13 protein-coding genes are annotated in these 14,352 nt (G+C 37.7%); 9 read left to right on the forward strand and 4 right to left on the reverse strand.

Annotated elements, in window-relative coordinates; genetic code table 11:
* Positions 1-113 precede the first annotated feature (113 nt).
* The 5 genes from EO766_RS16215 (at position 114) to EO766_RS16235 (ending at position 4,335) form a co-directional block, all read left to right on the forward strand.
* Entirely contained in the window at positions 114-578 is a 465-nt protein-coding gene (locus EO766_RS16215) for a lipocalin-like domain-containing protein (protein WP_074420062.1), read from the forward strand.
* A gap of 172 nt (positions 579-750) precedes the next feature.
* Complete coding sequence (locus EO766_RS16220) at positions 751-1,437, forward strand: SDR family NAD(P)-dependent oxidoreductase (protein ID WP_074420063.1); 687 nt, start codon at positions 751-753, stop codon at positions 1,435-1,437.
* Positions 1,438-1,756: 319 nt separating this feature from the next.
* Positions 1,757-2,377, forward strand: coding sequence for a class I SAM-dependent methyltransferase (locus tag EO766_RS16225; protein WP_074420064.1), 621 nt, complete (start codon positions 1,757-1,759; stop codon positions 2,375-2,377).
* 271 nt (positions 2,378-2,648) lie between these two features.
* Positions 2,649-3,866, forward strand: coding sequence for a DegT/DnrJ/EryC1/StrS family aminotransferase (locus tag EO766_RS16230; RefSeq protein ID WP_074420065.1), 1,218 nt, complete (start codon positions 2,649-2,651; stop codon positions 3,864-3,866).
* A gap of 10 nt (positions 3,867-3,876) precedes the next feature.
* The gene (locus EO766_RS16235; RefSeq protein WP_074420066.1) at positions 3,877-4,335 is read left to right on the forward strand and encodes a hypothetical protein; all 459 of its coding nucleotides are present in this window, start codon (positions 3,877-3,879) and stop codon (positions 4,333-4,335) included.
* Between the two features lie 11 nt (positions 4,336-4,346).
* Here EO766_RS16235 and EO766_RS16240 read toward each other — a convergent pair whose 3' ends face one another.
* Positions 4,347-4,619, reverse strand: coding sequence for a hypothetical protein (locus tag EO766_RS16240; protein ID WP_074420067.1), 273 nt, complete (start codon positions 4,617-4,619; stop codon positions 4,347-4,349).
* 165 nt (positions 4,620-4,784) lie between these two features.
* On the opposite strand from EO766_RS16240, the gene rpoN reads away from it, so the two are divergent.
* The 3 genes from rpoN (at position 4,785) to EO766_RS16255 (ending at position 7,662) form a co-directional block, all read left to right on the forward strand.
* On the forward strand, positions 4,785-6,275 hold the full coding sequence (gene rpoN, locus EO766_RS16245) for an RNA polymerase factor sigma-54 (protein ID WP_074420068.1): 1,491 nt from the start codon (positions 4,785-4,787) through the stop codon (positions 6,273-6,275).
* 3 nt (positions 6,276-6,278) lie between these two features.
* Positions 6,279-6,956 carry a hypothetical protein gene (locus EO766_RS16250; protein WP_074420069.1) on the forward strand — a complete coding sequence of 226 codons (678 nt, stop codon included), beginning with the start codon at positions 6,279-6,281 and terminating at the stop codon, positions 6,954-6,956.
* 331 nt (positions 6,957-7,287) lie between these two features.
* Complete coding sequence (locus EO766_RS16255; protein WP_074420070.1) at positions 7,288-7,662, forward strand: GxxExxY protein; 375 nt, start codon at positions 7,288-7,290, stop codon at positions 7,660-7,662.
* Between the two features lie 98 nt (positions 7,663-7,760).
* Here EO766_RS16255 and EO766_RS16260 read toward each other — a convergent pair whose 3' ends face one another.
* The 3 genes from EO766_RS16260 to EO766_RS16270 all read right to left on the reverse strand — a co-directional run bounded on the left by EO766_RS16260 (position 7,761) and on the right by EO766_RS16270 (position 11,777).
* Complete coding sequence (locus EO766_RS16260; protein WP_074420071.1) at positions 7,761-8,219, reverse strand: OsmC family protein; 459 nt, start codon at positions 8,217-8,219, stop codon at positions 7,761-7,763.
* Positions 8,220-8,238: 19 nt separating this feature from the next.
* Complete coding sequence (locus EO766_RS16265) at positions 8,239-9,147, reverse strand: cation diffusion facilitator family transporter (protein WP_074420072.1); 909 nt, start codon at positions 9,145-9,147, stop codon at positions 8,239-8,241.
* A gap of 287 nt (positions 9,148-9,434) precedes the next feature.
* The gene (locus tag EO766_RS16270; RefSeq protein WP_074421200.1) at positions 9,435-11,777 is read right to left on the reverse strand and encodes an efflux RND transporter permease subunit; all 2,343 of its coding nucleotides are present in this window, start codon (positions 11,775-11,777) and stop codon (positions 9,435-9,437) included.
* A 177-nt stretch (positions 11,778-11,954) separates the two neighbouring features.
* Here EO766_RS16270 and EO766_RS16275 point away from each other — a divergent pair.
* Positions 11,955-14,352, forward strand: a 2,398-nt coding sequence (locus tag EO766_RS16275) for an Ig-like domain-containing protein (protein WP_287101535.1), incomplete at its 3' end; no start/stop codon positions are given.

Here is a 14,352-nt window from a genome sequence, read left to right on the forward strand (position 1 = left end):
ATCTTAGATTTTATTTTCAAAACAATATTTTTAATTGTGAATAAGTTTAAGATAGGGGAAACATGTTATTGAATATCATCGCAAATTCGTGAACCTTTGTATAAAATAAAAACATGAAAACAAAATTAGCTGCTGTTTTACTTGCAACAACTTTCCTGTCTTGTGGCGGAAATAGGAACCAGGCCGCAGAAAATAAAACTCCCCTTGCAATGGCAGGAACCTGGCAACTGATTACCGGTACTGTGATTCAGAAAAATGATACGGTAGTAACAGATTATACCAAAAATATTTCTTTCATTAAAATTATCAACAATACCCATTTTGCTTTTTTGCAACATGATTTGAACAAAGGAAAAGACTCAGTCGCTGTTTTTGTTGCCGGCGGAGGAAAGTATTCACTGAACGATAGTGTATATACCGAACATTTAGAATATTGCAGTGACAGAAACTGGGAGGGCAATGATTTTACTTTTACGGTTACCATGCACCAGGATACACTTATTCAAAAAGGAATAGAGAAGGTAGATAATGCTGGTGTAAACAGAATTAATATTGAAAAGTATGTTCGGGTAAAATAATCATTGCACAGCCACTAATTTTTATTTTTAGCCACGAATAACGCAAATGAACACGAATTGAAAGGAAATATATTCGTGTATTCGTGGCAATCAAACTTCGCTACAACCAAAATATTCATAGCAATGCAATCATTCGTGGCATCTATACCTTAAATTTGAAGAGAAAAAAGTTATGCCTTCAAAAATAGTGCTGGTAACCGGCGCAGCGGGTAATCTGGGAAAAGCAGTGGCACAAAAATTTGCCGACAATCAATATCAGGTATATGGCTTTGTACACAAAAAACAGGGCAATGATAATGATACAGTGCCTCAAAATCCTTTTATACAAGTGGAATTAGATTTATTAAATGAAGCCGCCTGTAGTGCGATGGTGCAAAATATTACAGAAAGTAGTGGAAGTATTGATGTGGCTGTTTTAACTGCCGGCGGTTTTGCAATGGGAAATATTGCTGTAACCGATACAAAAGCCATTCAGGCCCAGATGCAGTTGAATTTTGAAACAGCTTATAACATAGCAAGGCCGGTTTTTTTGCAAATGATGCAACAAAAACAGGGACGTATGTTTTTAACAGGTTCAAAAGCCGGTTTAAATACTACCCATGCAAAAGGCGTAACGGCCTATGGTTTATCCAAGTCGTTGCTTTTTCGATTGGCTGAAATTATGAATACAGAGGCAAAAGGAACCAACGTAGTTGTTGCTGTAATTGTACCAACGGTTATCGATACGCCGCAAAACAGGGCCGATATGCCGGATGCCGATTTTTCTACATGGACAAAGCCTGAAACTATTGCCCATATTATTTATGATGATGCCCATAAAGCCATTGCTAATGTAAATGAACGGGTGATTATCATATAACTGTATTAAAGCTATCAAAATCTGCAGGCATATTTATTCATTCCTAAGATGCTAAATTTTATAATCATGCAAAACAAATTTTGGGAAATTACAATAGATGTTGTTAATTCTACTTGAATATCTTTAAATTTCTTAATGATGTGCAGGCTTAAAATTGCATTTGAATTGTATTGTTGGTATCTTTAACAGCAGCATCATTGCTTTAAATGATGTTACTACAATAGATTGCATTACGGATTTATGAGAAGGTATTTATTTGTAAATCTTATCTGCGACTTTTGTCACAAAATGCATTTATTTTTATTCAAAACTTTGCAGGATGGAAAATTCAATTCAAAAGCATTGGGACAATGTATATCAAACAAAAGAACCCGATCAAGTCAGTTGGACACAAGCAACGCCAAAAACATCGCTGGATTTTATACATTCATTCGGGTTATCAAAAACTGCAAAAATTATAGATATAGGTGGTGGTGATAGTAAACTGGCAGATTATTTGTTGGAAGAGGGTTTTGAAAATATTACAGTATTAGATATATCATCGCAGGCACTCGAAAAAGCAAAGAAACGGTTGGGCGATAAAGCGCAAAAAATTAAATGGGTGGTGAGCGATATTACTGAATTTAAGCCCGATACAACTTATGATATATGGCACGACAGAGCAACTTTTCATTTTTTAATCACTAAGGAGCAGGTTGCCAAATACCTGTCAATTGCAAGAAATTTCGTTACGGGTTATATCACAATTGGTACTTTCTCAGATAAAGGCCCGGAAAAATGCAGCGGCCTGCAAATTAAACAATACAGCGAAGCAGCATTAACCTCTGAACTACAAAATGGCTTTGATAAAATACGTTGTATCACGGAAGACCATATTACACCTTTTCATACAAAACAAAATTTTCTTTTTTGTAGTTTTAAACGCCATATCAGTAAATAGTTTAAATAAATAACAGGTAACCAATTTGCTTTCCCATTAGGTACAAGTGGTTTTCAAATACCAATTTGTAATGGTTGAAAAGGCATAACAACCTGTCTTAATGTTCGCTGTACTTCAAGTTGCAAAGAAAAATACCTGGAAGAATGAAATAACATACATTCAAACAACAAACAGAAATTGTTACTACTCTTCAGTTTACACAAAATATTCCATCCCGCAATATTTTTCTACCTTTGCCCTCACAAATTGAATCATTCTTAAAAAATAGTATATGCCCGGTTTTGAATTATTTGGCGATGAAGAAAGAAAAGAAGTGAATGAGGTGCTGGAAACAGGTATCCTGATGCGCTATGGTTTTGATGGCCCGCGGAAAGGAATTTGGAAAGCAAAAGAGCTGGAAACAGCCATTACCCAAACCTTTGGATGCGGCTATGCACAATTAACCAGTAGCGGTACTGCTGCCTTAACTACAGCTATGGCGGCATTGGGTATTGGTGCAGGAGATGAGGTGATTATGCCCTCCTTTACCTTTGTAGCCAGTTTTGAAGCAGTATTGAGTGTGGGTGCCATTCCTGTACTGGTAGATGTGGATGAAACCCTTACACTGAACCCCGTAGCGGTAAAAGCAGCCATTACACCGGCTACCAAATGTGTAATGCCCGTGCACATGTGCGGCAGTATGGCCAATTTAGATGAACTACAGCAAATTTGTAAGGCTCACCAACTTATTTTACTGGAAGACGCCTGCCAGAGTATTGGCGGTACTTATAAAGGTAAAGCCTTAGGCACTATTGGCCACGCCGGTACTTTTTCATTCGATTTTGTAAAAACCATTACCTGTGCTGAAGGGGGCGTGGTAATGACCAACGATCATGCCTTGTATGAAAAATGTGATGGTTATACCGATCACGGGCATGATCATAAAGGGGTGGACCGTGGTGTGGATGAACACCCTTATTTGGGTTATAATTTCCGCATTAGCGAATTGCATGCTGCAGTAGGTTTGGCGCAAATTAAAAAACTGCCCCGCTTCTTGGCCATACAACGCAATAACCATGGACAACTGAAAAGTATATTGGAAAAAGTATCGGCCATTCAGTTCAGACAGGTACCTGACCCATCGGGCGATAGCTGTTCTTTTCTCAGTTGGTTTTTACCCACCGAGGCCATTACCAAAGCCGTAGTGGCCGAAATGAAAGCACAGGGTATTGTAGCCGGCAATTTTTACTGGTTCGATAATAACTGGCATTATGTACGCAAATGGCATCATTTGAAAAATATAGCCGCATTAAATCCACTGAATGATGCACAACAAAAAGCATTGCTGCAAATAAAAACGCAGGATTTTTCTGCCAGCGATGCTGTGATGAGTCGTTGTATATCTACTGCTATCAGTATGTTGTGGACACCCGAACAAATTACTGAAAAAGGACAAAAAATGGTAGCTGCCATTGAAAAGGTTTTACAACAACATCAGGTGAACGCTTAAATAAAACAGCATGCCGCAGTTTCCTTTTAAAGGTAGTGTAATGCCCGGATGGCAACGTAAATTATTGTATGCAATTATACTGCTGAATATTGTTTTTTTAGCATTTCAGTTAGCAGTCTATTTAAACAATCATACTAAAAGCAGCAGCATCTTTTATATCGTGTATGCATTGCTGTTGATTGCTTATTGCGTGATACGTTTAAGAACCGGGAAAAAACCACGCCATTATATTGCTGTAGAAGCAGATGGGATGGAGTGGAATTTCCCATTGTTTACTGCTCCGGAAAAAATAAACTGGTCGGCCCTGCAGGGTATTCGAATGGTTGGGAATACCTTAATGCTGTGGCCAAAATCAGGTGAAGCAGTTACCATTGATTTGCAGCAGGGTTTTGATGCACCTGCTATACAATCCATTCAAAGTTGGGTGCAGCAACAGGCAAAGGCAAACCAAATTCGTGTGGGTAACTAATGATTATTTGTTTAATGGAGTTTCCCTTCTAATCGGTCTACATATTGCACACTGCCCAACCGAAACCGCAGGGGTAATTTTGTTTTTCGCTCAAATTTCCATTCTTCACGGCAAAAAAAGGGTAATTGACGGGTATAATGATTGGGTTGCAGGCGGAAGGGTGTTATTGTAGCTGTACTGTCGCTCAATGCAGTTGCAGTAGTAGTTACAGGTGTTTGTGCAGACAGGTATATACTACAAATTAGTATAAAAATTAGCATTAAACCGAATAGTTTCGTAGCCATGATGGGTGCATTGTTCGTAAATTTACGGCGTTATTGTGGATGCTGCAATTTCTGTTGAGCCGAATAGCGAACAGAACTTTGCAGTGTGCGACGCAACCGGTGTAAAATAGTAGTACAGGCGCCGGTAACATACAAATATATTTTATTGAGGAAGAAAGATAGATTATGTCATTAAGTCAGGGTTTACAACAAAAATTATTACAAAAATTATCGCCACAGCAAATTCAGTTGATGAAATTGTTGCAGGTACCTACGGCCTATTTGGAAGACAGGATTAAAGAAGAACTGGAAGAAAATCCTGCGCTTGAAATGGAAGAAAATGAGCATGAAGAAGGGATGGAAGCGGAACTGGAGGATGAGTTTGACAGCAGCAATGAAGAAGATTTTGAAAAAGACGGGAGTGAGGATGAATATGAAAATTTGGATTTGAGTGAATATGTGGCGGATGAAGATGGAGAGATTGCTGATTATAAAATGAAGGATGAAAATTATCCTGAATTGGATGATGGCAAAGTAATACCCATTAAAAGTGAAACCAGTTTTTATGAATTATTGGTACAGCAATTAGGGTTGCTGCATTTAGATGAAAAAGATTACAAGATTGCTGAACAAATTATTGGTAGTTTGGATGATGATGGCTATTTGCGGCGTGAACTTTCGTCAATAGTAGATGATTTGGCTTTCAGGCAAAACATTATAACTACTGAAAAAGAAGTGGAAGAACTGATTAAAAAAATACAGCAGTTTGATCCGCCCGGTGTGGCAGCCCGCGATTTGCAGGAGTGTTTGCTGATACAATTGGAAAGAAAAAAGAATGACGGCAAGTCGGTTACGTTAGCCATAGAAATTTTAAAAAAATATTTTGATGAGTTTACCAAAAAGCATTACGAAAAAATTCAGCGGGGAATGAATTTAACCGATGAAGCATTGAAAGAAGTGATGCAGCAGATTATTAAATTAAACCCCAAACCCGGTGGCGATGCCGGTGAAATGAATAAGGTAGACAGTTACATTATTCCCGACTTTTTTATTTTTAATAATGCAGGCAGGTTAGAGCTAAGCCTGAATAATAAAAATGCTCCCGATTTACGCATTAGTGATACCTATCGCGAAATGATGCGGGAATATGAACGCGGCAGTAAAAAAGATAAACGCCAAAAAGAAGCAGTTTTGTTTATTAAACAAAAAATTGATGCCGCCAAATGGTTTATTGATATGATAAAACAACGGCAGCAAACTCTGGCGGTAACTATGGAAGCGATTATGAACCATCAGAAAGATTTTTTTTTAACGGGCGATGAAACTAATTTAAAGCCCATGATTTTAAAAGATATTGCAGAGAAAACCGGCTTAGATATATCAACCGTTAGCAGGGTGGCCAACAGCAAATTTGTGCAAACTGAATTTGGTACCTACCGGTTGAAATATTTTTTCAGTGAAAGTTTAAGTACCGATAGCGGTGAAGAAGTAAGTACCCGTGAAGTGAAAAAGATATTGAGTGATATGATTGAAAGGGAAGATAAGCGAAAACCGCTGAGCGATGAACAATTAACCGATATGTTGAACCAGAAAGGCTACAATATTGCAAGGCGAACCGTTGCTAAATATCGGGAACAATTGAACATACCGGTAGCTCGTTTGCGTAAACAATTATAAAGTATGACAACAAAAAATATGGATATGGAGGAGCAATTATATACTACCCCTGTAAAAAGTTTATGGCTGGTATTTCCGGCTAAAGTGCTTTCGTATTTATTTCATCCTTTGTTTATACCTACTTACTTTTTTTTGTATTTGGTATATCGGTTTCCTTATCTGTTTACAGATATCAGTGTATATCAGTTAAAATTAAAGGTGTTTAGTACTTTTTGGATGACAGCTTTCTTTCCTGCATTTGCTGTGTTTTTATTGTATAAATTAAAATTTGTATCCAGCATTTATTTGCGAACCGCTAAAGAGCGCATAGCACCGTATATGATTACCATGTTTTTTTACTGGTGGATGTATTACCTCAGTAAAAACATGACCAATCAGCCTGAGGCATTGCAGTTTTTTTATTTTGGCATTTTCATCTCAACTTCCATCGGACTTGTGATTAATAATTTTATCAAAATCAGTTTACATGGTATTTCCATGGGTAGTTTATTGGCTGCCATGATATTGCTTTCTTTTTTTTACCAAACACCCATGGGAATGGCCATTAGCATTACTGCGCTTATAACTGGTATGGTAGCTACCAGCCGATTGATTGTTAGCGACCATACCACACAGGAAGTGTATGCCGGTTTAATATTGGGTATAGCCTGCCAATTAATTGGTTACTTTTTTGCGATGTAACCGGGCCACAGCTTTATTTTTAGTTAGCCACGAATTACCCTAATGCACAGGAATGGTGTGGGAGAAAAAATATTCGTGCATTCGCGGCAACATATATTATGCATTGATTGTGGTATAGCCACAAATAACACGAATTTGCACGAAGGGAAATGTGCAAGAATAAACATAAAATCTCTTGTTAGGCTATCCTTCATATTTTTCAATATGAATGTCTGTGGATTAGGATAAGCGCATGTTTAATCGAAATGATTTTAGGGATATTGTCTCGAATTATATTCGAAGATAAATTGGGATAGTTAGTTTCTTACATTTGAAAACATAAAGAAATTATATGGAAAAAATAATTTACAAAGAAGAAAGCTACAGCATTATTGGGGTATGTATGGAGGTTCACAAATTCTTGGGTGCCGGTTTCTTAGAAATTGTTTATAAGGATGCTTTAGAATATGAATTTAAATTAGCAGGGATTCCATTTGAAAGAGAGAAAGAATACGCTGTTAATTATAAAGATTTCATACTTCCACATAAGTTTTATGCCGACTTTGTATTGTACGATAAAATTATTCTTGAAGTAAAAGGGGTTTCTCAAATTGCAGAAGAATTCACAGCACAATGCATCAACTATCTGAAAGTTTCTTGTAATAGACTTTCATTACTTGTAAATTTTGGAGAAGAGAAATTAAGTTATAAACGAATTGTTTTATAGATTTTTCCGAAATACAATAATTTTTTTAGCCACGAATAACACGAATTTGCACGAAGGGAAGTGTGCAAGAGGTATTCGTGCATTCGTGGCAGTAAAATTTATGTATTTGTGGCTTGAACCAGGATAGTAGGCATCATGGTAATTTTTGATTTCACGGAATTAGAAATTAAGCAAGCAGCCTCTGATTTTTGAAGTACCCTTTCTGCTCTTTCCCGGTCTTTTTCATCGGTAATGGTTACCGTGGGTTCTAATACCACTTCACTCATCATAAATTTACCATCTACCTGTTCTAATTTTCCTTTTGACCGGCAACTGAAACCTGTATAGGTTAATTTTGAATTTTCAGCGATGGCCAAGAAAGTAGTCATTAAGCAACTGCTTACGGCTGCCGTAAACAAATGTTCGGGCGACCAAATGCCCGGCATACCTTTCGGAAAATCGGGCGGAGTGGCTACTTCAATACAACTGCCTGCATCTTTGTTTAATTCGGGTGAACACATCACCCCTTTGCGTTCTGAATTCCAGTTCACATCTACCTGATAATAATGTGCTTCCATGGTATTTGTTTTTTATTTTTTAAATTTCTTCTTTACAATTTTCACAATCCATTTCAAATTCCAATGTGCTGTGTCGAATATTTGCATGTTCCAGTTCGTGCCGGATGGCTTCTTTTATGGTGGTGATGGTAGCAATGCTGGCAGAATCTGCCACTACAATATGTGCCGTTAAAGCATTGTAGGTAGTACTGATGGCCCATACATGTAAGTGATGTACACTTAAAACGCCGGGCACGGATTCTATTTTTTTTTGAACATCGGCCAAATGAATGCCTTTGGGTACTGCATCGATCGATAAATTGAAACTGTCTTTCAATAAATTAATGGTACTGAATAAAACAACAATGGCAATCACAATACCAATGACTGCATCGAGCCAATACCAACCAGTATATTGAATCAATATACCTGCAATGACTACACCCAATGAAACCAATGCATCTGCAGCCATGTGCAAATAAGCGCCTTTAATGTTCAAGTCTGTTTCTTTTCCTTTTAAAAATAACAGTGCAGTAGTTGCATTGATCACAATACCAATGCCTGCAACTAATGCCATATTTTCTCCATTAATAATTTCAGGGGTTTTAAAACGGGTAATGCTTTCCCAAATAATAGTTGCCACTGCAATCAACAATATAACGGCATTGATGAGCGATACCAATACCGTAGATTTCCGATATCCATACGTAAAGGTTGCTGTGGGTTTGGATTGCGCTAATCGATAGGCCAGCATGGCCAAAAACAAACCGGCTACATCACTCAGATTATGTCCGGCATCCGACAGCAATGCCATAGAGTGATAATAGAAACCGCTGACTGCTTCCACTATTACAAATAAGGTATTCAAAACAATGCCAATCCTAAAAGCCCTATTCAGGTTACTGATGGTATTGGAATGGTGATGCGAGTGATGGTGATGGTCATGCATTTTACAAATGTTTGTGGGTAATGCGTGGCAACTGTATGGTGGTATAAATTTCTGTATTTTATTTAGTGTAATAAAAATTGTTTTGTAAGTAATATTTATTACCTGTCACCCTTCTCAATGTATAAACTCCAAAAAGTATACAATACTTTAGTGAAAATTTCATTTTCAATGTATGTGCTGTTTCATCCATTTTGGGATGCATTTTATTGAACCAATCTTATGCAATAATTGATTCTACTGATGATTACACTATACTTTAAATCTTGTAATGGGCGAAAAATATTTTCTTAGTAAGGATTTACTTCCTGCTTTTTCTGGTCTTTTTTTGCCACACTGATTAAAAGTACCGGCAATAAAATTAAATTGGTAAGGGTACCCATTACCAATGTAAAGGAAGTTAACCAGCCCAATACCTGCGTGCCGCCAAAATTGCTGAAACAAAAAATCACAAAGCCTGCAATTAACACCAGCGAGGTATAAATAATACTTACACCGGTGTATCGAATGGTTTGTACAATGGTTTGTTTTACCTGAAAATTATAATGGGGTAACTCTTGTTTGAAATTCACCAAAAAGCGAATGGTAACATCAATTACAATACCCAATGCAACACTGAAAACCAAAACGGTAGAGGGTTTGATGGTAATATTCAGCCACCCCATTAGTCCGGCTGTAATGACTAATGGAATGAGGTTGGGAATTAAAGAGCAGATTAAAATACGCAAGGATTTAAAGAGGATAAACATAGCAAGGGCTATTAATAAAAATGCCCAGAAAATACTGTCTTTTAAACCATTGATAATAAAGCTGGAGCCTTCTAAAAAAGTAACACTGCTGCCTGTAAAAGTGATGGTATAATTGGCCGTATCAAAAATTTGATCCGCCTTTTGTTGAAATTGGTGAATGAGTTGTTGTAATGCAATACTGCCTATATCTTTCATATTCACACTAATCCTTGCTTTCTCTTTTTCTGAATCCATAAAACTGTTCATCAGTTTACTGAAACCGGTTTTGTTATGGGTATCAGTCTTTGTCCTTAAGTAAGGAGCCAAAAAAATCATATCACTTTCATAAGGAACAGTATAACTGGCGCTATCGCCATCAAAATAAGCCTGCTTGGCAAATTTCAATCCTTGCACAATAGACAGTGGTTTGGCGGTGGCCGGATTTTGGGCAATGTACTGCGAGAATACATCTATTTTTTGCAATGGCCGGGTAGAGCGGACTAAACCCATTTTCTTTTTGGTATCTACAATAATTTCCAAGGGCATAATACCTTTAAAATTGTTTTCAAACCATTTCAGGTCGGTGTATATTTTATCTTTTTTAGGAAGGTCATCCACAATATAACTTTCACTTTTTAATCGGAAGATACCTGCAATGGCAAACAAAGTAACTGCAATGGTTACGGCATATACCCAACGAGAATGGTAAAGCGCCCAACGTTCAATTCCTACCAATATTTTTTCTAAAATTTTATTATCCAAATAGCGCACATGTTTGGCTTGTGGTGCGGGTAAAAAACTGAGTATAATAGGAATAAAAACCAAAGAAATAAAGAACAAGGCCATGATATTAATACCGGAAATCACGCCAAACTCTTTCAACAACTGACTTTTGGTAAGAGCAAAAACAGCAAACCCAATGGCGGCAGCTAGATTGCAGAATAAGGTAACAATACCCATACGGCCAACCATTTGAATCAGTGCCTTTTCCTTATCGCCTGTATCTCTATAGGCCAAATGGTATTTATTGAGAAAATAAATGCAATTGGGAATACCAATTACAACAATTAAAGAAGGGATTAAAGCTGTTAATAAGGTGATTTTATAACCTATTAAAACCATGGTGCCGAGTGTAGTAATCACCCCGAAGCCAACTACCAGTAAACTCATAATAGTTGTGCTTAATGAGCGGAAGAACAGGAATAATGTTATGGCAGAAAGCAAAAATGAACCATAAATAAACCAGTTCATTTCCTGTTTAATGCGGTTGCTGATGATGGTTCTAATATATGGTAATCCACTTAAATATGTTTCAATACCGGTTTGTTGTTGAAAGGCATCTACCTTATTCTGTATGCGCTGAATTAAAAAAGTGCGGGCCTTGCTGTTAACGGAATCATTATTCAGCGTAACGGCCATTAAATAAGCATGGGTTTTCGGATTATACAACAGATTGCGATAAAATGGCAGGTTATTGAATTGGTTTTCATCCTTTGTTAAGGCATCTTGTGTGGTATAAGGATAATGAAATATTTTTTTTGGAACTAAGGCTTCCGTGACACTGTCTTTTACAAGATTAAAAGCGTCGGGAATGCTCAAAACATTTTGTACTGCCGGAATGGTTTTTAATGTTTTGCCTAAGTTGGTTGCGGCATTAAAAAGTTTTGGGGTATAAAAAGCACTGTCTTGTATGCCAATCACCATTATGCCACCATCACTGCCAAAAGTTTTTAAAAATGCTTCATATTCCTTATACTTTTGGTTATTGGTGGGAATGGCTTTGGTAAAATCATAACTCAACTGCACTTTTGAAGCCTGCCAGCCCATAAAGCCAATTACTAACAACAATACAAATAACAATACAATTCTATACTTAATAATAAACTTACCTAATGAGTACCACATGTGGTTTGGTTTGATGATTTCCGGTTCTGCAAATAAATAAAATAAAACGCAGAATGAAACTTGTAGTACAATATTTACATGACTTGTAGCCATTTAGATACACTTTGATTAAAATATAGAAATGATAAACTTTCGTTAAAAGACGTTTGTATATTAGTGTTGCAATTCCAATTTTCTATGAAGAGTACCACACGCATAATGCTATGGGTATTTGCCACACTTGGAGGATTTACCCAGGTACAATCACAAACCAGTGGCTTATGCAACAGCGCAGCTTTAAAGCCTGTGTTTATTCAGGATTTTGGAACTGCAAGTTCTCCAACTGCTACTTCAGAGGCTGCTCCTGGTTCAACCAGTTATATTTATGGGAACGTGGGTACCGATGGGCATTATATTATTACACCATTAGTACAAAATGCCCATAAAAGTGACTGGGCAATCGGTGGCGACCACACTGGTAATACCAATGGTAATATGTTTTTAGTGAATGCCGGAGGTAATAATTCCATTTATTTCAGAGATACCGTTAGTAACTTATGTGATGGCTCTGTTTTTAACTTTTCAGCCTGGTTAGCCAACGTTAACTCTCCAAATACACAAACAGTTTGTGGATCAGGACTGGTTTATGCCAGGGTAATTTTTAATGTAAAGGATTTGAATGGGAATATTTTAGGTACCATAACAACCGGTAATTTGCCCTTGTCTCCCACAGCCGGTCCATTAAACTGGAACCAATACGGCTTTCAGTTTGCTTTACCTGCCGGAATGAATACGTTAGTGTTAGAAATGGTAGACTATTATGGAGGCGGTGCACAATGTGGCAATGATTTGGCATTGGATGATATATTATTTACTGCCTGTACCCCCAACGTAACAGCCAATATTACAACAGCAAATTCGGTTTGTGTGGGTAGTACAGCCAATATAGTGGCTTCCTTGGTCAACAATCCTTTCACAGCACCTGCTTATCAATGGCAAAAAAGTACGGATAATGGTACTACCTGGAATAATATTGGTGTGCCGGTAAATACCAACAGTCTTACTATTAATAATGTGCAATTATCAGATAGTGGGTTATATCGGGTATTGGTTGGCCCTAATGCAGCCAGTTTAAATAGTGCATCTTGTATTACAGCTTCCAATAGTATACAATTATCTGTTCATCCCATTCCCATAGTAAGTGTTCAGTCCAATAGCCCTTTGTGTGCCGGGGGTACACTTTTTCTTTCTTCAACAGTTAATGGGAATAACAATTTTGTAAATAATAGTAAAAAGAATAACAATGACAACGACGACAATGATAAATCAAAAAATAATCATTCTAATACTTACTCATATCAGTGGAATGGTCCGAATGGATTTACTTCAACCTTAGCGAACCCCTCTATTGCTAATGTTACCACTGCAGCAAGTGGTAGTTATTTGCTAACACTTACCGATAACTATGGGTGCAGTAACACTGCACAAACTAGTGTTACAGTAAACCCATTGCCTGTTATTGCACCTATTACCGGAGATTCCGGTACTTGTGCCGGTAGCACAGTTCAATTGACTACCACAACAAAAGGTGGTGTTTGGAGCAGTAGTAATACTTCAGTAGCAACGATTGATACTACCGGAAAAGTGACTGCCATAAGTGCCGGTACTACCACAATTACTTATACCATGACCAATCAGTATGGTTGTAGTGTAAGTGTGGGCAAATCATTTACTGTAAACAGTGTGCAAATGTTGCCCGCAGTTGCCACTTGTAACAATGGTACCATTAAGTTTAGTAATACCCCTTATATGCCCACTTATGGAAGTAGTTCCGGAATCTATTTATGGACGGTAACCGGTGGTGGTACTAACTATGTAGCCGGTACTTCCAATACCAGTCGTTATCCACAAATTAAATTTGATGACAATTCTATTGATACGGTTACGGTAGCCTATACCGTAAATGGTATTACCTGCAGTAGCACACAAATTATATATATCCGTTCTACCATGCCCATTAGTGGTGGGGCAGATACACTTTGTGCCGGCACTACTGCAACATTTGTAAATCCGGTACCGGGCGGTACCTGGAGTTCATCTAATACAGGAGTAGCCACTGTTAGTCAGGCAGGCATTGTAACTGCAATTGCTGCAGGAACAACCACTTTAAGTTATACTAATGCATGCGGACAAACTGTAACAAGAAATATATTGGTTCAGGCTAAGCCGATAGTCAATCCTATTCAAGCATCGGCAAATGCGGTTTGTATGGGAAATACTTTAACCGTCAATACAACTTCCGTAGGTGGTGTTTGGATGAGTAGTAATACACAAGTGGCAACCATTGATAGTATCACCGGCGCGGTAACCATACTCCAGCCGGGTACTACTACCATTACCTATACCCTTCAAAACAAATGTGGGATTGCCAGTCAATCCATTACCATTACTGTCAATCCCTTGCCGACTGTACAACCCATCAATACAGGAAGCGGACAGGTATGTGCTGGCAGTAGTGTGACTGTAACAGATGCCACCCCCGGTGGTGTTTGGAGCAGTAGTAATACTTCAGTAGCAACGATTGATAACAGTGGGA

It is taken from the genome of Hydrotalea sp. AMD, from assembly GCF_004100315.1.
GTDB classification, from domain to species: domain Bacteria; phylum Bacteroidota; class Bacteroidia; order Chitinophagales; family Chitinophagaceae; genus Hydrotalea; species Hydrotalea flava.